This is a genomic window from Streptomyces sp. NPDC054849, from assembly GCF_053610945.1.
In genome coordinates, this window is record NZ_JBSGZI010000047.1 from 1 (window position 1) to 22,483 (window position 22,483).

The 22,483-nt window shown below is 71.2% G+C and carries 16 protein-coding genes and 1 pseudogene; 6 read left to right on the forward strand and 11 right to left on the reverse strand.

All coding sequences use genetic code 11. The annotated features are described in order from the left end of the window. The first annotated feature begins 516 nt into the window (after window positions 1–516). Window positions 517–771 (forward strand): hypothetical protein, encoded by a 255-nt coding sequence (locus ACWGIF_RS20955; RefSeq protein ID WP_453499454.1) that lies wholly within the window; start codon window positions 517–519, stop codon window positions 769–771. A 221-nt stretch (window positions 772–992) separates the two neighbouring features. Here the strand turns inward: ACWGIF_RS20955 and ACWGIF_RS20960 are convergent, their stop codons facing one another. Next, window positions 993–1,445, reverse strand: coding sequence for an ATP-binding protein (locus ACWGIF_RS20960; RefSeq protein ID WP_453499455.1), 453 nt, complete (start codon window positions 1,443–1,445; stop codon window positions 993–995). 722 nt (window positions 1,446–2,167) lie between these two features. Here ACWGIF_RS20960 and ACWGIF_RS20965 point away from each other — a divergent pair. The 3 genes and pseudogenes from ACWGIF_RS20965 to ACWGIF_RS20975 all read left to right on the forward strand — a co-directional run bounded on the left by ACWGIF_RS20965 (window position 2,168) and on the right by ACWGIF_RS20975 (window position 4,540). Continuing rightward, on the forward strand, window positions 2,168–2,866 hold the full coding sequence (locus ACWGIF_RS20965; protein WP_453499457.1) for a hypothetical protein: 699 nt from the start codon (window positions 2,168–2,170) through the stop codon (window positions 2,864–2,866). Window positions 2,867–3,111: 245 nt separating this feature from the next. Next, complete coding sequence (locus tag ACWGIF_RS20970) at window positions 3,112–3,651, forward strand: GNAT family N-acetyltransferase (protein WP_453499459.1); 540 nt, start codon at window positions 3,112–3,114, stop codon at window positions 3,649–3,651. A gap of 57 nt (window positions 3,652–3,708) precedes the next feature. Further along, window positions 3,709–4,540, forward strand: a pseudogene (locus ACWGIF_RS20975) (IS5 family transposase). 16 nt (window positions 4,541–4,556) lie between these two features. Here the strand turns inward: ACWGIF_RS20975 and ACWGIF_RS20980 are convergent. After that, on the reverse strand, window positions 4,557–5,012 hold the full coding sequence (locus ACWGIF_RS20980) for a hypothetical protein (RefSeq protein WP_453499461.1): 456 nt from the start codon (window positions 5,010–5,012) through the stop codon (window positions 4,557–4,559). 275 nt (window positions 5,013–5,287) lie between these two features. Next, window positions 5,288–5,902 carry a hypothetical protein gene (locus ACWGIF_RS20985; RefSeq protein ID WP_453499463.1) on the reverse strand — a complete coding sequence of 205 codons (615 nt, stop codon included), beginning with the start codon at window positions 5,900–5,902 and terminating at the stop codon, window positions 5,288–5,290. 1,062 nt (window positions 5,903–6,964) lie between these two features. Here ACWGIF_RS20985 and ACWGIF_RS20990 point away from each other — a divergent pair. Together ACWGIF_RS20990 and ACWGIF_RS20995 are read left to right on the forward strand one after the other, a co-directional pair. After that, the gene (locus ACWGIF_RS20990) at window positions 6,965–8,338 is read left to right on the forward strand and encodes a tetratricopeptide repeat protein (protein ID WP_453499465.1); all 1,374 of its coding nucleotides are present in this window, start codon (window positions 6,965–6,967) and stop codon (window positions 8,336–8,338) included. Window positions 8,339–8,438: 100 nt separating this feature from the next. Beyond that, window positions 8,439–8,948, forward strand: a complete 510-nt coding sequence (locus ACWGIF_RS20995) for a hypothetical protein (RefSeq protein ID WP_453499467.1) — start codon at window positions 8,439–8,441, stop codon at window positions 8,946–8,948. A 621-nt stretch (window positions 8,949–9,569) separates the two neighbouring features. Here the strand turns inward: ACWGIF_RS20995 and ACWGIF_RS21000 are convergent. The 8 genes from ACWGIF_RS21000 to ACWGIF_RS21035 all read right to left on the reverse strand — a co-directional run bounded on the left by ACWGIF_RS21000 (window position 9,570) and on the right by ACWGIF_RS21035 (window position 22,166). After that, on the reverse strand, window positions 9,570–13,133 hold the full coding sequence (locus tag ACWGIF_RS21000) for an ATP-binding protein (RefSeq protein ID WP_453499469.1): 3,564 nt from the start codon (window positions 13,131–13,133) through the stop codon (window positions 9,570–9,572). Then, entirely contained in the window at window positions 13,130–14,392 is a 1,263-nt protein-coding gene (locus tag ACWGIF_RS21005) for a hypothetical protein (RefSeq protein WP_453499471.1), read from the reverse strand. Before ACWGIF_RS21005 ends, ACWGIF_RS21000 begins: the two co-directional genes overlap by 4 nt. Then, the gene (locus ACWGIF_RS21010) at window positions 14,389–16,083 is read right to left on the reverse strand and encodes a dynamin family protein (protein ID WP_453499474.1); all 1,695 of its coding nucleotides are present in this window, start codon (window positions 16,081–16,083) and stop codon (window positions 14,389–14,391) included. Before ACWGIF_RS21010 ends, ACWGIF_RS21005 begins: the two co-directional genes overlap by 4 nt. A 133-nt stretch (window positions 16,084–16,216) precedes the next feature. Further along, window positions 16,217–18,292, reverse strand: coding sequence for a dynamin family protein (locus ACWGIF_RS21015; protein ID WP_453499476.1), 2,076 nt, complete (start codon window positions 18,290–18,292; stop codon window positions 16,217–16,219). 121 nt (window positions 18,293–18,413) lie between these two features. Then, the gene (locus ACWGIF_RS21020) at window positions 18,414–20,045 is read right to left on the reverse strand and encodes a hypothetical protein (RefSeq protein ID WP_453499478.1); all 1,632 of its coding nucleotides are present in this window, start codon (window positions 20,043–20,045) and stop codon (window positions 18,414–18,416) included. Continuing rightward, entirely contained in the window at window positions 20,045–20,605 is a 561-nt protein-coding gene (locus ACWGIF_RS21025) for a hypothetical protein (protein ID WP_453499480.1), read from the reverse strand. Before ACWGIF_RS21025 ends, ACWGIF_RS21020 begins: the two co-directional genes overlap by 1 nt. After that, window positions 20,602–21,321: a hypothetical protein gene (locus ACWGIF_RS21030; protein WP_453499482.1), complete on the reverse strand. Its 720-nt coding sequence runs from the start codon at window positions 21,319–21,321 to the stop codon at window positions 20,602–20,604. Before ACWGIF_RS21030 ends, ACWGIF_RS21025 begins: the two co-directional genes overlap by 4 nt. 74 nt (window positions 21,322–21,395) lie before the next feature. After that, window positions 21,396–22,166: a sigma-70 family RNA polymerase sigma factor gene (locus ACWGIF_RS21035; protein WP_453499484.1), complete on the reverse strand. Its 771-nt coding sequence runs from the start codon at window positions 22,164–22,166 to the stop codon at window positions 21,396–21,398. Window positions 22,167–22,483 lie beyond the last annotated feature (317 nt).

Below are 22,483 nucleotides of genomic sequence, written 5' to 3' on the forward strand. Positions count from 1 at the left end.
GCCGCCACAACCTGTGATGGGTGTTGCGCAATGCGGACATGTCCGTAACTCTCGCTTGTAAGCGGCAAGTGTCAAAGCCCAGTTGACCGGCACGGGACGGGCCGCGCGATGGTCTTTGCGGCGCCCGAGCGAGGAGGTTTCAGCCACATAAGCAGTTCATTCACGCCATGGCGTGGGCTGTGCGCCGAATGGGTTCAGGCCCTGTAACAGGCACTTCCACCGCTTCCTCGCACACAGTCACCCTTCTCCGCTCCCGTGTACGGATGCCGACCACGACAACGCTGCGGGGCGGCGGCCCTGCTCGGGCGTCGTGGCGCCATGGCCAGGACCGCGGAGCGCGCGTGGTCCGGCACGGGCGTGAGGGGGAGGGGGTGTCGGGTGTCGGGTGTCGGGTGTCGAAACGCTACGGTCGCGGGCATTGGAGTGAACTGCCGTTTCCGGCAGTGCCCCCGAGCGGTTGGACCGGCCGACGCGCACATCGACCAGCGCGTCGTTCCACACATCCTTAGGGGAGTCATGCGCATTCGTTCTGCTGTCACCGCGTCCGTCCTGGCCGCCGGCATCCTGCTGGGCGGGGCCGGTGCCGCTCTGGCCGACGACGGGGTCGACATCGACTACTTCTCCGGCGGTCACACGGGCTTCTCGTCGAACTGCTCCTCGTTCGCCGCGGTGCCCAGCAACCGCCCGGCGTTCACCGGGCCCGTCTACAGCTCGACCTGCATCACGGACGGCGAGAAGAAGTGGGCGAAGGGGCACCACCTGGGCGCCTGACCCGGGCGGCTCACGCCGCGGGGGCGGACCGGCCACGAGGGTCGGCCGCCCCCGCGGCGTTTTCGCTCCTCCCAGAGGAGATACGCCGAGAGCCCGCACATACGCATACGGCCCCGGCGAGGTGGGGAGCATGCGGGGCGCGGGCCTCGGCGCAGGGTGCTTGGACGGATCGACCGGGTGATCGTGAGTACGGAGTCACGCCACTGTGCGAGAACGGGCCGTCAGGCGTCGGGTGACTCGCCGGCGTGCGGACCCTGCTGACTCGTCGCGGCGTGCGGGGCGGGTGCCCCGCGGGGTTGGAAGCAGGCGGTGATCGTCTTGCCGCCGTGGAAGGCGTGGGCGTCCCAGGCGTCGGCGAGGGCGTCGATGATGGCGAGACCCCGTCCGGAGGTCGCCTCGCGTGAGGGCCCGCGCGCGGCGGGCAGACAGGGGTCGCTGTCGGCGACGCTGACGTGCAGGCACCGGCCGTCCCAGGTCAGCACCAGCTGGGCGGTGCTGTGGGCGTGGACGTGCGCGTTGGTGACGAGCTCCGACACCGTCAGCAGGACGGAGTGGGCCGTGTCGGGGGCGTCCATCGTCCACTGCAGGGATTCCAGGTGTTCCTGGGTCCACCGGCGGGCCTCGCGTACCCCCCGGTGTACGGGGAAGGATTTGGCCCACCCTTTGGCACGCATGGACACCGTGCTCACCTCGCTTGTACTCGTGTGTGACGCCGGACCGGACCAGTCGGGACGTGGATCAGAACCGGCTCGTCCGGTGGCGGGCACGGTGGCCGCCCCTGCCGTGGACGAGTACCAGGGCCAACACCATGGGCGCGATCAGCAGGATCAGCGTGGTCATGGGAGCGCTTCCTCTCCTCGTGGTAGTCCGTCACTCCTATGCGTGTGGCCGCCGTGAGGCGTCCGAAACCCTGCGGCCCGCTCCGGCTCGGCTCCACGTCCCTCGACACCCCGTACGCGTGGCCGAGGAAATGGCCGGATGGCACGCGGAACAGCCCATCCGGATCTCGCCGTCCCGCGGGGCTGCGGCCGGCTCAGGCTGCGCCCTGCGTGGACGGCGGCCTGCTCGGAGGGCCTACGGGCCCCGCTGCCCACTGCCTTGGGCTGATTAAGGGCGGATCAACTGAACCTTAAAGCCGCCTGTGGTCTCCCGGCCACCGCGTCGATCACCCCGCCCGTGTGAGCGCCGCACACCACACCGCCGCCATGGGTGCAGGGGTTGTGACCTGCTTCTTTGTGCCGGTGCTCCCTGGCCCACGGGCCCGGCGGTACGCCCACGCAGCGGCCCAAACCTCTTCACCCCGAATTTGTGAGGTGGCGACAGGACTGAACTCCCGTGCGACGTCTGCCCGTATGCAGGACGTGGGGGACAGAGTCCATCGGATCGAGGAGTGTCAGTGTCCAGAAAACGGACTATGAGTCTCAAGAAGAAGCTCGTGCTCTCTGTCGTCGCCGGAGCCCTGGTGACGGGAGGGGTCGTCGCCACGGTGGCGACCAGCAATGCCGCCATCCCCGACGTCGTGTGTCCGGGGTCGACGGTGACGTTGTCGGGTGAGGCGGGTGCACCGGCGGCGAGCAGTGGGACGTTCCCGGTGGGGACGAAGGTGAAGGTGACGAATCTGGACAACGGTCGTTCCACGACGGTGACGGTGAACGGTCCGTCGGGCAGTTGTGTGCTGCTGAACAACGCGGCCTTCGACCAGGTGCGCGAGCCGGGCAAGAACCTGATCCGGCGGGCGCGTATCGAGCGGGTGGCTGGTGGTGGCGACGCGCCGGCCGGTGTGTCCGGTGCGGCGGGTGCTTCCGGTGCGTCCGGCGCGGCCGGTGTGCAGGTGCCGCCGGCCACCGGGGAAGTGGTGTGTCCGGGGTCGACGGTGACGTTGTCGGGTGAGGCGGGTGCACCGGCGGCGAGCAGTGGGACGTTCCCGGTGGGGACGAAGGTGAAGGTGACGAATCTGGACAACGGTCGTTCCACGACGGTGACGGTGAACGGTCCGTCGGGCAGTTGTGTGCTGCTGAACAACGCCGCCTTCGATCAGGTGCGGGAGCCGGGCAAGAACCTGATCCGGCGGGCGCGCGTGGAGCGCGTGGGCTGAGCGACCAGAGCCGATTCGGAGCCACCGAGGCTACGGCGCGGGCACGGCGCGCGCCGCCCCCGCCGTAGCATCGGTGCCGATGCGGCTTGTCCGTCTGCAGGGACCAGCCGCAACCCCGCACGGGGGCCGCCCTCCCTGGCCCTCGTCGGCATCGCCGGCGCCGCGAGGTGCTGTTGCCGCTTCACCAACTGCGGCGACCACCAATTGGTTTGCCGCCGACGAGGCCGGTCGGATAGGAACCTTGCATGCTAAGAGGCAGCAAGGTGGGGCTCAGAGCCCGGCACGAGGACGACATCCCGATCCTGCAGGCCGAACTCTACGACGACGTGGTCACCTACTCGCGGTCCGAACTCCGGCCCTGGCGGCCGATCACGCCCGGCTCGAAAAAATCGCGGCTCGTGGTGAACGACGCTGAACAAGGGCACGTCCCGTTCTCGGTGGTGGAACTGGACGGCGGCACGCTGGTCGGCAACGCCGTGCTGTGGAACATCGACAACCACAACCGGTCCGCACACATCGGGCTGGGGCTGCTGCCGTCCTCTCGCGGCAAGGGTTACGGCACGGACGTGGTCGGGGTGCTGTGTCACTACGGCTTCATGCGCGGCCTGCATCGGCTGCAGATCGAGACGCTGTCGGACAACGCCGCGATGCTGCGCTCCGCCGAGCGCAACGGCTTCGTCCGCGAGGGCGTGCTGCGCTCCTCGGCCTGGGTGATGGGCGAGTTCCTGGACGACGTGGTGCTCGGACTCCTCCTCCAGGACTGGAAGCGGGGCTCGAAGGGCTAGGTGTATTGCCCTGTGAGGGCGCGTCCGCAATGTCGGCAGGTCGTTGCTCCGTTCGAGGTGCGACGACATGAACTGACTGATCAGGCCTGGGAAGTGATCGCGCCGTTGCTGGCCCCGCCTCGGATGGGTCGTCCGGTGCGGGACCGGCGGCTGGTCCTCAACGGCATCCTGTGGAAGCTGTCCACCGGGGCTGCCTGGCGGGACCTGCCCGAACGGTACGGGCCGTGGAAGACGGTCTACGAACGGTTCCGCCGCTGGTCGGCCGACGGGACCTGGGACCGGCTCCTGGCCCACATCCAGCAATAGTCCGACGCGATCGGTGAGGTCGACTGGTCGATCGTCTGTGTCGACTCCACGATCGTGCGGGCCTACCAGCACGCGGCCGGTGCCCGAAAAGGGGGCCCTGGCGGGCGAGGCACTCGGACGCTCCCGCGGCGGACTGAGCAGCAAAATCCACCTTGCCTGCGACGGACACGGCCGGCCCCTCGCGTTCACGGTCACGGGCGGGAACGTCAACGACTGCACCCAGTTGGAGCCGGTCATGGCCCGCATCCGCATCCCGCGGCGTGGGCCCGGACGGCCCCGGACCCGGCCCGAGCGGGTGGTCGGCGACAAGGGCTACTCGTCCCGGAAAATTCGCGCCTATCTGCGGAAACGCGGCATCGCCTGCACGATCCCCGAACGCGTCGACCAGATCAGCGGACGCCTGCGACGAGGCGAGAGCCTGTGCCGCCTCGACCGCACCGTCTACCGACGCCGTAACGTCGTCGAACGCTGCTTCAACAAGCTCAAGGAGAACAAGGTCGTCGCCACCCGCTACGACGAACGAGCCCGCCACTACAAAGCCCTGGTCACCCTCGCCTGCCTACGACTCTGGCTCCCCACCTGACCTTGCGGACAGGTCACTAGCCCTGCGGCCCGGTCGAGCGCACGTACTGCCCTGGGACGTGGGGGAGGAACCCCTTCGTGCCGTCCTTGAGCGGGACGACCACCAGGTGGACCTTGCACGGCTTGGCGGTGGCGGGTCCCTGGTAGTCGAACCTGATCCCCGGCCTTTCGTCAGGGTAAGTGTCGAAGACCCACGTCGCCGACCCGGTGTACGTACCTGCCGCTCCGGTGGACTGCCCGCAGTCCGGCCCGGGCCGTGTCACCCGTTCCAGGTCTGCGGAACCGTCAGCCCGAACCGTCAAACGACCGCCGTCTGAGCCCTGCCAGGCTCCCTCCACATCGGTGGCCGCGAGCGAGGCCTCACCGTCCTCGCCGAAATCTGCCCGGAAGGCGGCCAGCAACGCCACCAAGAGCCCTGCCGCGCCTATGAAAAATATGAAAAACCACACGAGCAGTCGCGGGCGGATACTCACTGAGCGCTCCTTCTCATACCTGCCACCGTGCTCTCATTACTCGAAAAGCGAACTGTCTGTGGAGTGGCCCCACCCGAACATCGAGATGCGGCAGGGTCCTCCCGGACGGGCCTGGGGCGCCCGTCGTCCAGACGCACGGAGTGTCCGGCTGGGCTTATCTGGCCAGACTGAACACTCCCAGGCTGGTCCCGGCGACCGAGCCCACGGTCGCCCGGACTTGGTGCTGCTGGCCGAGGCCGGTCGCGTCTCTGAACGACAGGCGAGGTCGTCGCGCGTCACGCGCCGGCCTCGCCCGGGGATGCTGTGTCGGGTGCCGGGCGTGTCCAGAGCGTGAGGTCGCTGCTGGTGGCGACGGCGAGAGTGCGTCCGGACGGCGAGAAGCCGGAGGCCCGGAGTTCGGAGTAGTTGGAGTCGAAGATGTGCCACCAGCTTTCACCGTGCGGTCCGTTGTGGGGTATGCCTCCGTCTTCAGACAGCAGGACACGGTCATGCGGCCACTCGGGGCTAACGATCTCCAGGGTCCAGCCGTCCTGGGTGGTGGTGTGCAGGCCGCCCCCGAAGAGTCCCGCGATGTGTACTCGGGTCGCGGCGAGGGGGCCGATTCCGGGGCAGGAGAGATCCGGAACTGCGTCCGGGGTGCTGTCGTCGGGATCGGGATCACGGTCCCGGGCGATTTTCTCGCCGGTGACGGCGTCAAAGAGTCCGTGGCCATCTACGGAGACCACCATGACCAGGTCTCGGCCATCGTCAGGGGCGAGGGCGAAGCCGATTCCGAGCAGTCCGCCGATGGGGGTGCGCCTGTCCAGGATCCGGCGCCAGGGGGCGGGCGGTGGAATGACGGGCACCGACAGGAATCGCTCGCGCAGTCGCTGCTGGTAGTCAGAGATCAAGGTGCTTCTTCGCTTTCCGCCAGGCCGCCGACCGCCTCAAGGCGATGACGGGAATCGTGCCAGATCCGCTCGAAGGCGTCCCCCGCATTCTTGGCAGCAGGCTGCCGTTACTCCGACAACCTGGTGGCGACGACCGGTCGTGGTCGCACCGCGTCGATGGCGGAGGCGAGTTGGTCGGCGTGGGGGTGGTGACGTTCGGAGCGGAGTCAGGCGGCATCGTCTGGTGGGGCGGACCGAAACCGGCCCGGCTTCTGGAGTCACAGTCACAGCAGAAGCCGGCCCACCCTGGAGCCTGACTCGGCAGGGCCCTCTGGCCGTACCGCAGGCGATGCCTGCCTGGCCGGGGGAGGCTGTCAGGTGCCAGGCCCGAAGCAAGCGGTGGGAGAGGCCATCCCCGAGTGGTTCTCACCCCGCCCTTCGAGCCGATGCTCGCCCAGGCCGCCGAGTACGTCCCCGGCTCCGGCGTCCTGGCGAGCGGCTTCTCGGCGGAGCAGAAGTTCGACGGCCACCGCGCGATCCTCTTCACCCCCGCCGGCCCCGGCGGCCGCCTGCTCCTGCAGACCCGGCGCGGCTCCCTGGTCCAGGACCGGTCCCCGACTTGGTCCCGGCCGCCGAGCAACTGCCCGACGGCCTGGTCCTCGATGGCGAGCTCGTCGTCTGGGACAACCGCAGCCGGTCGGTTGTCCTTCGAAGCCCTTCAGCGTCGGGCCGCTGCCCGCGGACGCACCGCCACCGCGCTCGCCGCGGAGACCCCGGCGTTCTTCATCGCCTACGCCCTGCAGATCGACGGCATCGAGCTGCTGACCCTGCCTTCCGGCCCGCCGATCAGAACGGTCGTTGCCAGGCCGCTGGGCTACAGCAGGTGGACGACCTCCATGTGCTCGGAATCCTCAGCCCCCATCTCAGAAGCTGATCACGCGCCTGCCAGAGGGCAAGCAGCGTCACAGCGCGTCGCGGCCCCGTCCGACTTCACGAATGCTCGTCGCCTTCGTCTCGGGGGTCGAGGTCGCGGAAGATGCTTCCGCCGGCAGGTTGTCAGTGGGTGCCCTTACGCTCGCCTCCGTGAACGTGGATGATCTTGAGTGGCAGGCGAGCCACTTCGGCGGTCTCCCGCCGGGCAGGGTGGACCTTCTGCTGGAGCACGGAGGCATGGACCTGGTGATGCGGGCTGCGGCGGAACGCGGCGAGTGGTTCTGCGCGCAGGGCGCGACGCGGGCGCTGTGCCGGGCGGGGGAGTTCGGCCGGGCCCTGCGGGTGATGGAGCCCTTCGTCGCGACCGGGTGGCGTGACGCGCTTTGGGCACGGGCCGACATCCTGCTTCGGGCGGGCCGGACGCAGGAGGCCCTGGATCTGGTCCGTCCGGACGCGGCGGGCCGCGCGTCGGCGACCGACTGCCGCGCGTTCGCCGAGCTGCTCGCCAGGGCGGGACGTATCGACGAGGCCGTCGACCTGCTCGTCCCGCACCTGGACGAGTCGTGGATTCTGTCGGTCCTGGTGGAGATCACCGAGGGCCGGGACCGTGACGAGCGGATGCTGGAGCTGATCGCCCCGCACGCGGAGAGCGCGCGGGCGGCCCGTAGCCAAGGCCGGTGGGACCACCCGTTCTGGGACGCTCAGGAGCTGCAGGCTCGGGTGCTGGAGCGCGCGGGCCGGGCCGACGAGGCGATCCGGATCCTCGGCCGCGACATTGCCGGGCGCCGCTTCCTCGCCCAGAACACCCTCACCGCCTACGCCGAGCTGCTGGCACGCCACGGCCGGCTCGACGCACTGCGCGAGCTGGCAGCCGGAGGGGACGCCCAGGCGGTCCTGGGTATCTACGCTCAAGCCCTGCGCGACCACGGCCACGCTGATGAGGCCGAGGCCGTGATGCGTGAGGCCATCGCGGCCGACGACTGGGTCGGCTACCGCGCCTGGCTCTCCGCGGCCCTGCTGCGCGACAGCCGGCTGGACGAGGCGATCGCCGTGGCCGAAACCGGCTTCGGCTGGTACGACTGCTCCAACCTCCTGGCACCACTCGTCATGCTCCTCGACCGCCCCGAGGACGTGCTCTACCTGCTGCAGCACCCCAGCGTCGTGCCTCACCACGGCCACGAGCAGTTCCAGCACCAGTGGCTGGCCTGGGCCCTCGCCGGCGTCGGACGCGTCGACGAGGCGATCGCTCTGGCCGAAGCCCACCCGGCCCCGTGGACCCACCCCCGCATCGTCAAGGCCGGACTCCTCGACACCGCCGGCCGCTTGGAGCACGCCGCCGCCGAACTGCGGGCCCTCGGCACGGTCGAGGCACGCGAGGAACTCTGCGAGGTCCTGATCCGGCAGGGCCGGCTGGCCGAGGCGATCGCAGTGCACCCCACGGTGGCCGAGCAGCGGGCCGCCCGGCCGAAGCCCGCCCCTGTGCCCAGGGACGAGAACGGGTACTCCCTGGAGCCCCCGTTCTGAAGAAGCCCGGGATCGGCTGCCAGCGAGTCCAGACCCTCTCCTATCTCGTATCCGGGCGGGGACCCCTCCGCCTCCCAACCGCCGAAGAGGACGCCCCGTCATGAACCGCAGCAAACAGGCGATCCGCCTCGCCGAGCACCTGTCCCAGATCACCGCCGTCCACGTCGAGCTGGCCCACGACAGCGGCGCTCGATGGGTCCTCTGGTGGCACGACGGCCCGCTCCGTGAGGAGATGCTGGCACACCTCGTCGCCGCCCTGGCCGACAGCGACCGCTACGCCGCCATGCGCGACCGCAGGATCGGCTGCTCGCGCTCACAGACGCGGCAGGCCTGGGCAGCCCGGGCCGCCGCAGCCCGTCGCGAGGGCGTCCTCGTCTCGGCCATCGCCGAGATCCCCGTACGCAAGGGCGAACAGGAATCCGACGAGGCGAGCGCCCTGTGGCTGTACGTGCGGAAGCTGTGGGAGAACACCTCCTACCCGGAACGGGTCGGCGCCCCCGAGGACGTTCCCCTCATCGAGCAAGTCGTCGCCGCCAGTACCCGGGACCTTCCGTCGGGATCCAGCACGATCAGCGAGCTGTACATGGCGCAGGCACTCCTCGCGAAGTGACGGGGATGCGCCGCCTGGAGGATGCAGCGCGCCGACCTGGCCCGGCTGGCCCGAGTCGAGCAGCCGTTCAAAGTCCTTACCAGCTGACCGCATCAACTGGACAGGGGGATCGCGGGGTGATGTGCGCTGCGGCAAGCGGTTTCCGAAAGGGGCCGTCCGGCCAAGCATGCGCCGGTAGCGTGTGGCCCCTATCGGCGTGGGAGGGACAGAAATACTGGAGTGGGTCAATGCAGCGCAGGCCGCTACTACGTTGGGGGTGGCGCCACTTCTCGGCGGTGTGGGCGCGGTCGTTGGCGGCTCCCTCACTTCCCTCGTCTCGTGGCGTGCGTTGCGCGACAGCAATGAGGCTCGCGTGCAAGCAGAAGAGCGACAGCACTCCATGCCGCTCGCGAGCTCGATGTGCCGGCGCCCCCAGTGCCCGAAGGCCACCGCGGTCCCGGTGTAGTCGGAGGCGTTCAGCCACACCCCGTGGATACGCACCGTGGCCTCACCTGCATGCTGGTACACGGCGTCGGCCAGGTCAGGTCGGTGGCCGCGGGCTTTCCGTGGCGCGGTGTGGGCTGCAGGCGGCTCAGACGGCGGACGAGGATCTGCTGGTAGGGACTGAGCCACGGAGCTGGTCTACGGAACCACAGGCCCGTCCGCGCGCAGGGCGTTGAGGGTTTCCGCGGGGAGAGGCGCGGTGAGGCCGCGGTCGTAGGCGTGGGCCGTCACCGTCATGCAGTACAGCAGTGCCGTGCGGTCCTTCTCCATGGCCCCGCGCGCGGCTGGAGCGTACTCGTCGGCGAGGCGGTCGATCAGCAGCAGGCGGGACTCCAGCGGAACGGGACGGTCCGCAGCGGCCGCCACCTGAGCCGCGTAGGCCGGGAGGCTGTCGGCGAGAAGTGCGTACGGGCGGCAGCGCGAGGGACAGTCCGCGCAACCGGGCAGTTCCCGGTCCGGTCGGCTCGCCACCAGCGCGACGAACTCCGCGCGAGCCTGTTCCAGGCGGGCCACGGCGCGGTCGGTCAGCTCAGTGACGGCCAGCCAGTCCTCACACAGCTGCGCCAGAACCCGCGCGGCTCGGTCGCGGGCCAGCAGATGACGGCCGGCCTCGTCGACGGCCGGCTCGGACGGGGCCGGCGCCGCAGGAGCCGCACCGCGTCCCGTGGCCGCGGCCCGGAAGGGGACCTTCCGCGGGAGCGCGGCCAGATGGCGCTGCGCAGCCTGGGCGAAAGCGCAGTACGCCTCCCCGCCGTCGGCCGGAGCCTCGGCCCTCCAGGCGCTCCACGCCTCCCACAGCTCCTGTGCGTGTCCGAACACCAGCCCTTGGAAGAACGGTGCCAGCGCGGCGTCCGCCGATCGGCGGGCAGGCGGCCGGTCGATCCGGTGGAGCAGGGTGCAGGGGGACGGGCAACGGCGGCAGCCTCCGTGCCGGTGGAGGTAGTGGCGGCCGGCCTCGGCCGGTGCACCCGGGCGGACGTCGTCGGTTACCGGCTCCTGCGCACCGCTCGCCGCCACGACCTGCTCCGCCTCCCGCATGGCGACGAGCACCGCCGACCCGATCCGCTCGTCGTGTACCACCGCCACGCCGGGCGGCAGCAGACCCAGGTGACGGCTCTGCCGGTCCGTCAGGTTCACCGCCGCCGACACCACCGCGCGGTCGTCGGCCGCCACGAGGCGGTGCAGGATCTTCACGTTGGAGTTCTTCACCACGTCCGGCGCCAGCTTGACCGGTACTTGGTCGGCGACGACGAAGCCCTCCCCGTACGCGCGCATCTCGGCCAGCATGTCGGTGAACATGGACACCGCCTTGGCCTGCGGATCCGCCACCTCACCGCCGGACGGACCGCGCGAGGCGCGCAACAGCCGGTGTGCCTCCTCGATGAGGGTGAGGTGCCGCAGCCCCACGCTGGACGGGGCGGCAGCCGTATCGGACCGAGCCTCCGCATGCTCGTACAGCATGCACAGCAGAAGGGCCATGACGAAGGACTTCTCCTCGTCGTCCCCGAGGCCGCGCAGCTCGACCACGGCCGGACGCTCGAAGAGCTCGGTCACCGGCACGCCGCGCCGGGTGTCGAGGGCCATTCCCTTGGTGCCGACGAGCAGGCTGCCGAGTCGGGACCGCAGCGCGGCTCCCATGTTCTGGTGCACCTCACGTCCGTACGAGCGACGGTCCAGCACCTCTTCGATCTTCCCGTACAGGTCGCCGACCGAGGGGATCAGTGCAGCACGGTCGGCCGCCGAAGGGCGGCGCCCCAGAAGGTCGTTGACGGAATACTGAAGGTCCCAGCCACGCTCGGTGTACACCTCGATCATGGCGTCCTCCAACACGTACGACATGCCGGCGAACATCGGGAAGGAGGCGTTGAACACCGCTTTCAGGAGATCCAGATGGCGCGAGAGCGGGGTGCCGTGCGGAGGCTCGAACGGGTTCAGCCGCAACGGCATCGGAGCCTGAGGCCCGATGCCGAAGACGCGCAGGCGCCCACGGAGGCCCGGATGCGCTGCCAGGTGCCGGTACTCGGCCTTGGCCGGTTCGATGACCAGGAACGGCACCCCCAGGCCGGTGTACGCCTCCAGCAGCAGGTTCTTCGCCGTGGTGGTCTTGCCGTAGCCGGTCATCCCGGTGATGAACACGTGCCGGTTGAGGTCTTCGGCGGAGATGGCCACCGACTGGTGCTCGCCGCCCCGACTGTCCAACAGCCTGCCCAGCGTCACCGGACGGTGCGCCACCTCGGGGGCGACGAGTGCGAACTCGGCGCTCTCGCGCATCGGCAGCCCGGGCACGGCGCGGCGCGGCAGCGCGAGGAGAACGGCCAGCTCGGTGGAGGTGATGTTGGTGGCCAGCGCGTCGAACGCGGCACCGAGGGGGTGACCGGTGCTGCCGTCGGCGGGCGTCAGGCTCAGCACCTGCCCCTGCAGTGCGGCTTCGCGCAGCAGGGCGGGCGGTAGCCGCAGCACCCGCAGCGGGTCGAGAGTCGTGCTCTCGCCGCTGCAGATGCCGCGCAGCGCCCCGGAGAGCGACTCCAGCACGCCGTCGCTTTCCGCCGCGAGGTAGACCGCGGTGCGCCACCAGCCCTGCGACCGGGCGGCCTCCAGCCGGTCGATATGGCGCTGGAGCAGCCGCTCGCAGGCTTCGGCCGCCGCGTTGAGCAGCTCGCTGCTCTCGCCGGATGACCGGCTGGTGCCCGTCGTCCGCGACGGCGGGCTGTGCGGTACGGCCACCGACTTCGCCAGCCCGCCCAGCGGGCCGGACAGCGGGCCGACCCTCCCCAGCGGGCGCAGTATCGCCGTAGCGGGTGCGAGCGGCGGTACCGCCGCAGCCAGCGCGCAGAACACCGCGATCCTGCTCAGCAGAGCGGGCAGCGCCTCCCCGTCCCCCTCCTGCGGGACGGAGCCGGACGTCGAACTGGTGCTGCCCTCACCGCTGTTGACCGTACGTCGGACCATGCTGTGGATCTCGCCGCGGATCCGGCGGCAGTGGTCCAGTGTGGCGTCCAGAACGGCGGCGGGCAGGGGTTCGGCGGCGACGACGAGGGCGTAGCGTCCGTCGACGGCCGAGGTGAGCCGGTCCAGCGACTGGAACGCGGCGGGGGAGGGCCCGAACGCGGGGGAGGGGATGCCGGTGACCACGGCGAGAGCGGGGGCGGTACGCAGGAACGCGGTCAGCTCGGCGTGCGTACCCTCGTCGGGCTGGTGGGCAGGGCCGAGCCGCAGGCCGGGGACGTGGGCACGCAGTGTGCCGGTCTGCCCGTGCAGGAAGTCCTCCGTGGAGCCGGCCGAGACACCGGGAAGCCGCCGGCCGCCCCAATGGACGCGGTGCACGGTCCCCGTGCCGTGGACCGCCACGCTCAGTACGTGCCCACCGCTGTGGCAGGAGTTCAGTACGTGGGGCAGTGCCGCGTTCCAGTCCTCACCGGGAACGGGGACGCCCAAGGCCTCCACCTGGTGCAGGAGTGGACGGGGTGCGGATCGCGCGGGTTCTCCCACGGTCCAGGAGGCAGCGTCGAAGTCGCCCAGGTAACGCCGTTCCAGCAGGCTCAGCAGGAGTCCGGCCACGTCTTGGCCGGGTTGGCCGGGTTGGCCGGCACGGTCCGCGTCGGCGAATCCGGGGTCGTCTCCCCACAGGGCGCGCGACGGTCCGGCGGGGACGGGGGCGGCGAGGAGCGCCGCGTCGGCCTCCGGCCCGCTCGGGGGAGTCATGGACGCATCCACGGGGGGAGCACCTCCAGAGGGTCGGGGCTGCGGGTATCGGGGGAGACCGGACCCGGACCTGATCCGGAACCGTCGGTGGACGGGGTGGACGGGGTGGACGGGGTGGACGGGGTGGACGGGGTGGACCGGGCGGGCCGGGCGGGCCGGGCGGGCGGGGCGGCTTCGGGGCCGCAGTCCGGTTGTGCGGGGATGGAAGGGACGACACCACCGGCGTGAGCGGCGTACCCCGCGGAAGAAGGCACGGGCGCGAAGCAGGAACGCAGCAGCGGCCACCAGGCCGCGCCGGCCGCGAGATCAGTGGCCGGGTCGGGGCCGCACCACAACGGCGTCGCTGCCGCCGGATAGGTGAGCGCGGAGCGCACCGCCGGCCAGACGGCACCCGGCCCGCCGAGCACCACCGAGGAAGGGTGCGGCACGGCCGCACGAGCGGCCTGCCGGAGCGCGTGCAGGCCGTCGGCCACGGCCGGGTCCGCCGCCAGTTCGGCCCCGCGCACCACCAGCGGGGCGAACAGTCTTTCCGTAAAGGCGCCTTGCCACTCGACGGCGTCGGCGTGCGCGAGACGGGCCGCGCACTCCTGGACGCCGTCCACCAGAGCCAGCAGATCGGCGGCCGGTGCGTCCTCGCGGCACCGGGCCAGCACCTGACGTACGAGCAGATCGGTCCACCCGCCCCCGCCGTGCGCAAGGACGGTGTCCGGTCCGGTACGGGTGAGAACGATCGGCCCGCCGTCCGACCGGATCGCCCGGAAGGGGGCGAGCACGCTCCATCGCTCGCCCACCGCGACGGCCAGCAGCGCGCCGGTGGGCAGCGGCTGCCCGGGGGAGGCGAGCCGCCGGCACAGCAGTGCTTCGGCAGGTCCGACCCGCAGGGCTCCGCCCAGCCCCGCCTCCTCCACGGACCTTTCGGCGTCGGCCGGCGTGCCGGGTCCGGCACACAGCACCACCCGGTAGCCGGGGGCGGGGCCCGCACGTCCCGGGAGCCCAAGATAGCGCGCGACCCGGTCGCGCAGCCCGGTCAGGAACTCGGCGTCCCAGGGATCGCGCCGCCACTCCAGGAGACGGTCCGCGGTGGCACGCCCCGAGGCCAGCGAACGCTGCGCCGCCACACTTCCCCACCCCAGACCCTCGCCGTAGGCGTGGGGGATCCACACCCGCAGCCCGTCACCGACGGGCAGCGGCCGACCGCCCTCCAACCATGCCGGAACCGTGCTGCTGTGCTGCACGTCGAGGCCGAGACATCCATTCACCGCAGCGTGGCTTCCCCGGCCGCAGCAACGAGCTGCTCCGCTTCTCGGCTCAGCAGCTGGTAAGTCGTCTCCAGGCAGTCCACCGGGGCAGGGTCGGGGTCGACGGGCGCGGCTGCCACCGGGCAGCAGTGCGCACTGATCTCGTCGAGCGCGGCCTGCCGCCGCTGATACAGCCGTTCGGTGGCCCGGGCCGCCGCCGCGCGAACGTCCGCCTTGACCTTGGCCCGGTCGGGCATGGCCGCCTCCGTGGCCAGTTTCGCGGCCTGGACCGAGGTGGCGGCGACGGTGACTGCCGTCTCGATGTGCCGCAGCGCCTTCCAGGACAGCTTCGGAATCATCGTCCCCACCCGGCTGCTGACCGCGGAGCCGAGCCCGTCGGTGGGGGCATCCGGGAGCTTTCCGGCCAGTCGGCCCGTGACCTCGACCGACACCCGCTCGGGTTTCAGGATGTCCAGCAGCCGCCGTGTTCCGTGCGTGCCCAGTGGCCGGTGGTGGCTGAGCTCGGCCATCCCGGCCACGGCCTCCGCGAGGTCGGAGGCCTCCTGCCGGACCGCCGTCCGCAGCCGTTCGGTGAGCCGGTCGCCGTAGCTGCCGTCCCTCAGTACCGGGCCCTGGTCCAGTTCCGCGACGATCTCGTCTCCTGCGGTCCGCATGCGCACCGCCACCTTCTCCAGCATCCGATCCATTTCACTGCCCACGGCGTTGAGGAGCCGTCGCCGCGACGTTTCGATGCCTGCTCGGGCCACCTCCGCCTCGACCAGCAGCTGCCGCAACAGCGCACGTTCAGCGTCCAGACGTTCGGCCGCTTCCTGCGCGGCCGCCTCGAGGATCCGTGACGCGCGGGCGCGGCGGGCGGCGAGGGCCGACGCCGTGGCCCGGTCGGTGAGCCGGCCCACCAGGGCAGCGGCCTGGGGGCCCCCGAAACGGTGCGGGTGCGTGGCGGCGGCACGGGCGCTGACGAACACCACTTCCGGCGGCAGCGCACCGTCCAGCGCGTACTCCAGGCGCTTGAGGTGGGCCGGGGCGCGGGTGTCGAGGTAGCGCTGCCACTCCTCGGGCGTGTCTTCGTCGAGGAACACGTTGACCAGAAGCGCCAGTGACTCGGCGCCGTGGCGTTCGCGGTACGCGCGCAGGAAGTCCTCCTCGACGGTGGCCATCGGCTGGCGAGAGTTGAAGACCCACAGCAGGATGTCGCCCTGGTCTGCGATGTCCGCTGCGCGACGGGTCATGGCCGGAGTGTCGTTGATCCCGGGGGAGTCGACCCAGCGTCCGCCGTCCGGCAGGGGGGAACGGGCGAGTTCGACGGTGACGGTCCGTTCGGCGCCCACCACCTCGGAGCGGTAGGACCCGTCCGGGGCGACGAGGCTGACGGCCTCCGTGATCGCCTCGGTGGTGGTGGGCACCTCGAGTCGCCGGTCTCCATCGCGGACCGTGACCCGGTCCTCGGGACCGGAAGCGATGATGCAGGCGATGCCCGTCTCGGGGTAGTCGCTCACCGGCAGCAGAGCGCGGCCCAGCAGCGTGTTGAGCAGGCTGGACTTGCCGGCGCTGAAATGACCACCGAAGACCAGGGTGACGGCAGGGCGGTTCATCACCGCGGCGGCGCGGGCGAGGACATCGGCCACCGAGTCCCGGTAGGGCCGACCATGATGGTGGGCGAGAGCGGCATCGAGCGGGGACGGAAGGTTCACGGCTTGTCGCTTTCGTCGTCCGTGCTGGACGGGTGCGGTGGACGGGATGACCGGGAGACGTCCGTGCGGCAGATCTGGCGCACCGTGCGGCATGGGTGTGCCGGCGGGCGCCTCCCGGTCGGGCGGGCCGGGGTCAGATCTGCTGCGCCGTGCTGATCGCCTTCTGGAGCTTCAGCAGGTGACCGGACACCGTCGACCGGATCGAGTCGAGACGCGCGACCAGCAGGTCGCGTTCGTGCTGGTCCCGCTGGTTCTCCTCGACCATCGCCCGGATGTGCTGCTCCTCCTCGACGATCACCCCGTTGATCTCGGCGGTGACCTCCTCCTCCAGTTCTTCGAAGGAGCTCCGCACCCGAGCACCCAGCTGCGGCGCGAGCTGGCCGGGCAGATCCCGCAACAGGTCGTCCGAGTCCGTTGCGAGCCGCTTCTTGAGCCGCTTCTCCAGGTTCATCCCTCCGCCGAGCGCGCCGCCGATCAGCGAGGCACCCAGCAGCACCGGCACCACCAGCGGGGCGGCCGGGCTGACTCCGAGCAGCCCGAGCACCATGCCCGCCCCCAGGACGCCGCCCACCCCGCCGAGCGCGCCGCGGATTCCGGCCGTACCGCCGCCGACCGCGCCGCCCAGCCCGCCCAGGGCGAAGCCCGCGACCATCGACAGAACCCGCTCGGCCGTTCCCACCAGCGGCTTCCGCTCCGCCTCCATCTCCCAACCCGTCAGCCGCAGATGGAGTTCGCCGAAACCGTCACCGATCGCAGCGATCTCGCCCTCGATGGCATGGGAGAGGTTGCCCAGGATGGGCTCCAGCACGCGCTGCGCCTCGACGTCGGCCCAGTTCGCAAGCTGGTCGGTCACGTACTGCTGCACGGCCTCACCGATGACGGCGGCGGCCTTCTTCTGCTGGAACACACCGAGCGCGAGGTTCATCTTCACCTCGACGGCGTCGATGTGGGCCGGCAGTCCGTCCCGCATGGACGCAATCCGCGAGGCGAAGCTGACGGCCAGCACGGCTTCCGCCTCGGTGCGGTAGCGGTTGAAGAGCGCGGGCAGCAGGGTCGGCCGGTTCCTGATCGAGGCCATCGCCGGCAGAAGTTCGGTGTACGTCTCGCGCAGCCGTACCTGGTCCGTACGTGCAGCACGCATGCGCTGCGCGATGTGCTGCTCCACCGACTCCGCCGAAGAGGCCGCCACCGTCGTGTACTTGGTCAGGTGCACGTGGTGGCGGTCCCGCAGCAGGAAGTCGCCGAGACGCCGCTCCAAGGCGGCCAGGCCGGACTTCTCGACGAGTTCCGTCTGCCCGTCGTACACCCCGGAGCGGGCCTGGGCCGCATCCACGAAATAGATGTCACGGGACGTCAGATCCTGGCCGGTGTACGCAGGGCCCCCCTGGTAGTCGCGGATGTACTTGTTCCACACGTAGCCACGCAGCCGTTCGTCCACGGCCCGGCCGTTGAACAGGTTGACCACCGTGAAGACACGGGTGCCCTCCTTGACGAGCGCCCCCGCGTTCATCAGCTCGCCGTGGCCCATGAGGATGTCGCTGCGGTAGACGAGGACGGCCGCGTCGCACCGTGCCGTGGCCTCCTGGGTCACCTTCGTGCGGGTGGGGTGCTCGTCCAGGCCCGGTGAGTCGTAGACGACGACACCGGCCTGGCAGAGCCGGGAAGGGAAGCCCATCTCGAACTCCCGGATGGTGCGGAAGCGCCGCGAGGTCTCCTCTTCGTCGATGTCCAGGGTGGACTCCCTCAGATAGCGCTCCAGGGTCCACTTCTCCGAGGATCCGTCGAACCCCCACCGGGTGACGTAGGGCTTCTCGGCGTAGCACACGCCGGTCAGCGTGGCGGTGGCCGGCAGGTCGTCGACCACCATCGGGCCACTCTGACCCCCCAGGTCGACGGGTCCTGTGGTGCCGCCGAGCAGGGCGTTGAGCAGAGTCGACTTCCCGGTCTTGAAGCGGCCCATCACCATCAGGTTGAAGGTGTCGGAGCGGAGCTGGGAGGCGGTGGCCGACAGGCGTCCGGCGGTCTCCCGCATCTCCAGTTCCCGGGCGACCTTCGCCAGCCCCTCGATGGCCTGGTCGGCCTCGTCGCGCGCCTGCTCGGCGCCGCGGCGCATCATGTCGGCGAGTTTGCTGCCGGTCTGTGCGCCGTTGGTCTGCGCGCCGCTGGTCTGCGCGGCACTGCTTCCGGTCGTGCTGAACGTTTCGGACACGGCTTTCTTCCCTCCTCGTGTCCCGGGCGGGACCGCTGAGCGGCCGGCCCGGTGCTACCTGCTTGTCTGCCGGCGGTGCCACGGCGCGGCGGGGCCCGCTCCTCCCGGCGGCCCGCGGGGATCAGCGCCGTGTCGTCAGGGCGGCGAACCTGTCCTTGAGGCCGGCCAGTTCGGCGGCGGCGGCCGCGGCGCTTCCGGTCTCGGCGCCACGAGGTGCCGGCGGGCGGGCCTCCGCTGTCGGAGCCTTCGCTTCCAGCTCGGCGACGGCTCGTGCGTACTCGGCTTCGGCCGCGGTCCGCATGGCCCGGCCCAGCTCCCGCATCGCCCGGGTCGCGGCACCGGCCAGCTCGTCCACACGGTCGCGAACCACGCGGCTGCCGTGGCGTGCGGCGTGGCCCAGTCGCTGCTCCGTCTTGTAGCGGTGTACCGCCACCCCCACTGCAGCTCCGGCGCTCGTCGTCAGGAGGATGCCGAAGCCGCCGAGGGAGAGCCCGGTCGCCGCTCCCAGCACGCTGCCGGCCAATACCTCACCTACAGGCATTGCCGAGCCCGGGGACTGGCGGCCAGGGGCCGAGCCGGCGGACCGCGGCTCCCACACGGATTCGTCGAGTGATGTCCGCGCAGCGCCGGCCGACCTGTCCGGGGGGCTCACCGCGTGGGCGAGGTACGCGGCGTCGATCCGCTGCTCCAGCTCGACGCGGGCCAGGTCGGCCTTGGCGGCGCGGGCCCGAATGGCAGCCCGGGCCGTCGCGGCGTACGCGGCGATCCCCCGGTCGAGGTATTCGCAGACCAGAGCGTCGACGCCGGCACGGTCGGGGACACGGTCCCGGTGCTGCGCCAGGTGACGGTCGAGCCCGCGGAGCAGATTCTGTTCCATGGTGCGCAACCCTGCCTCCACCTCCTGGCAGCCGGCCTCGACCTCGTGGTCGAGGACGCGCTGCAGATCGCGGTACGCGTCGTCCAGCAAGGCGCGGGAACGGGCGGCCGCCGCGGCCGCAGCCTTGCCCGCCCCGTCGTCGAGGGAGGTGTTCGGACGACTGGCCACGGCCTCCGAAGCAAGGTCGAGCAGGCGGGCGACCTCCCGTTCGAGCAGCGTGGTCCGTGACCCTGGGTCCTCGGGGGAGGGGGAGGGGGAGGGGGAGGCGAAGGAGGCGAGGCGGGAGGCGTCGGCGGCCAGCCGTTCGCCGAGTCCTTCGTCGGTGGTCGCGCCGGCTTGCGGCCCAGCCCACAGGAGCAGCCCCGAGACCGGAGGAGCTCCGCTCCCGTCGTCCAGCATCCGCAGGAAGCGGCCTTCCACCAGCGCGACGTCGTCGGCGCCGGCCAGTTCCCCGGCACCGGTCAAAACGACGGCGATGGTGCCGGCGGGACGCGTTGCCAGGTCCGCGGCTGCGGCCAGCTCGTCCGGGCCCAGCAGCTCGGCGCAACCCAGGGCCAGGAGCACGCGGTCCGCGTGCAGGGAACGCAGGGGATCCGCGTAGAGGTCGGCGAGTGCCACCGTCGGCCTGGCCGCCTCACGGGACCCCCCGGCCGGGAGCGCTTCCGCCAGCCCGGAGGCCAGCGCCTCGGAGGACACGGCCAGCAGCAGGCCCGGGCGGTCGGCCCGCACCCTGTCGGCGGCGTACGCCACCGTGGGCCAGGTGTGCCGGTTCGCGGCCTGCTCGATGTCGCCCACCAACGCGCTCAGCTCCGTGGCCGTGGTCTCCTTCCGGTGTTCGTGCGGGGGGTTCGTGCCTGCGGTGCGGTCGTCGGCCATCACTGCTCCAGCCAGGAGAAGAAGTCGGGCGTCAGGTCCCGCGCCCAAGGGGTGAGTTCGGGAGCCAGGAGCAGCGGCAGCATCGACGCCAGCTCCGCGCGGACCCCGGGATCGCCACTGCCCGCTGTGAAGAAGTGGGGCAGGCAACGGTCGAAGAGGCCGTCCAGCAGCCGCTGGTCCTCGCGCAGTGCGGAGATCGGCCGACCGGTCGGGGCCACAGTCACGGGTCCGCCTGGCCCGCCCGGCCCGCCTGGTCCGCCCGGACCGCCCGAGCCCAGCGGGAGGGCACGCCTCGTGGCGTACACCAGCACGGCCCCGCCGCGGGCGGCGAGCGCCCACCACCGGTCGGGTGCGTCGACTTGGAGGGGCTGGCCGGGGCGGCGCAGTGCGGGCGAGGCGAAGACGGCGAAGCCGGGCACGCCATAGCGCAGGGTGGGCAGGGGAGGCGACACGAAGTGCTCCACCGGCACCTCGGAGCGCCGCAGCGGATGCTCGGCGAACTCCTTGCGGATCTGTTCGTACAAGGGACCCGGGCTCTGAGGGATGGGCGGGGTGCTCACTGCGCAATCCTTTCGCTGGGCGTGGCCTCTGTGACGCGGACCTGGTCGGTGACGACACAGCCGCCGCCGCTGTGCAGCCACGCATCGGCCATCGTCGCGGCATCCACGAAGCGGGCGGCCTCTCCGCTGCCGCTGTCGTTGAGGTAGAAGCCCTGCAGCCGTCCACTGAGCGGGTCGCGGGCTGCGCCTATGGGCACCGCGGCATGGTTGGGACGGCCCGCCTCGTAGTAATTCGCGTCGTCCCACAGCACACCGGCATTGACCGCGGTGATCACGCCCCGCCCCTCTTCCAGGTGTGAGGCCAAGTCCTCCAAGGAGGTTGCCTGTTCGGTGTGCGACGGGACACCGAAGTCCGAGAGCAGCTGGGCCTGTTGCTCCAGCGTGCTTCCCCCGCGGGCCGCGAGGCTTCCCTCGGTCTGGCAGAGACCGTTCTCGACGGCGTGCCGGACGACGTCCGCCTCGGTGACGTTCACCCCGAACTGGCGCAGCACTCCCTCGCAGGAGCACAGACCGCAGGTGCCCTGGTAGCCGTAGGGGTTGTCGCCCTGTTGGTGGGCGTAGTCGGCGAAGGTTTCGACGTCACCGAACACGATGGTCTCGGAGCCGTCGGGCAGCGTGTCGAAGTAGTGGAGGACATCCGCGTCTGCGTCGGCCGGCCAGGCGTGGATGCCGGACAGGATGTCCGTGTGAGGTTCCGGGGGTGGTGCCTGGTCCACTGTCCCCTCCTGCGTTTGATGGGCCCGCTACTGCAGGGGCCTTCACCGCATTGGACCCGGCGGCCGGGGCGCCATTACCGGTCCCGGGAGAGTTCTTCCGCGACTTTCGCGCAGCCGGCACGGAGCAGGGCCGCCCAGTTCCGGGGGCGGTGGCCGGGGGAGCGTTCGAGGACCATCCGGCGGAACGTGTCGGCCTCGTCGGGAGTCAGAGGCTCGCTCCGGGTACGGCGCGCAGCCCGTTCCGCCGCGGCTGCCAGTTCCTCAGGCGTACCCAGCAGTTCGGGGTGGTGAAGGAAGAGGGTCACCCGCAGCTTGACGACGCCTCTGCAGTGGGCCACCGCGCAACGTGAGGCGGGCAGGCCCAGCTCATCGCCCAACTGGGCCCAGGTGGAGTCCGATCGACGTAATCGGGCGACCAGCACGGCGAGTTCGGTGGCATTGAGCTCACCGCGTGCATGGGCGCCGCGGGCGGCCTCCGCCAGCCGGCCGGCCGCCCCGCGTCCGACGGCGGGTCTGGGTGCCGGCTCGGCCGCCCAGGAAGGATCCGGGGGCAGCGGCGCCTCGCGTGTCCTCAGCCGCTGCCGCCGAGCGCCGGCGCGGGCGGCCTCCCGGCGGGCGATGGTCATCGTCCAGGTCAGGAACGCGGCGTCACCGCGAAAATGTGCGAAGCCGCGCCAGGCGCGCACGGCGACGGCCTGAACCAGGTCCTCGGCCTCTTCTCGGCTGCCGGTCGCCCAGCGGGCATACGCCAGTAACTGCTGCTGTACAGAAGTCCATTCACGTGCAAAGAGTGAATCCGCCCGCTCCTGGCCGCACGGAATGTCGGCCGGCCGTCCCATGGACATGTGGAGTCCCCCTCCCCAGTCCCCCACCCGCGGGCGGTGATACCGGGCCTCAGCATAGGAAGCGCCCCTCTGCCCGTGCGGCGATGTGAAGAAAACAGGTCCCCTATTGATCGGTTCAGATCAAGTGGTGTTCGCGGAGTTGGCAGTATGAAGGGTCTTGTCATCGCCACCGCCGAGCGCTCGGCGGCAGCCGCAGTCCGCCAGGCTCCGCTCCGCCTCGGTCAGCCGCCGCTTCCCGGTCGTCCCCCGGACTGCGGCCAGGGCCGCGGCCGCGCCGGCCGCCGGTTCCGCGGTTGGTGCGGTTCGCGTCCTGACGC

Bases quoted from the DNA above. Each gene is read 5' to 3' on its own strand.
- ACWGIF_RS21035 (WP_453499484.1), bottom strand. From the start codon at position 22,166: ATGTCCATGGGACGGCCGGCCGACATTCCGTGCGGCCAGGAGCGGGCG.
- ACWGIF_RS20995 (WP_453499467.1), top strand. From the start codon at position 8,439: ATGAACCGCAGCAAACAGGCGATCCGCCTCGCCGAGCACCTGTCCCAG.
- ACWGIF_RS21020 (WP_453499478.1), bottom strand. From the start codon at position 20,045: ATGGCCGACGACCGCACCGCAGGCACGAACCCCCCGCACGAACACCGG.
- ACWGIF_RS20970 (WP_453499459.1), top strand. From the start codon at position 3,112: ATGCTAAGAGGCAGCAAGGTGGGGCTCAGAGCCCGGCACGAGGACGAC.
- ACWGIF_RS21000 (WP_453499469.1), bottom strand. From the start codon at position 13,133: ATGACTCCCCCGAGCGGGCCGGAGGCCGACGCGGCGCTCCTCGCCGCC.
- ACWGIF_RS20960 (WP_453499455.1), bottom strand. From the start codon at position 1,445: ATGCGTGCCAAAGGGTGGGCCAAATCCTTCCCCGTACACCGGGGGGTA.
- ACWGIF_RS20955 (WP_453499454.1), top strand. From the start codon at position 517: ATGCGCATTCGTTCTGCTGTCACCGCGTCCGTCCTGGCCGCCGGCATC.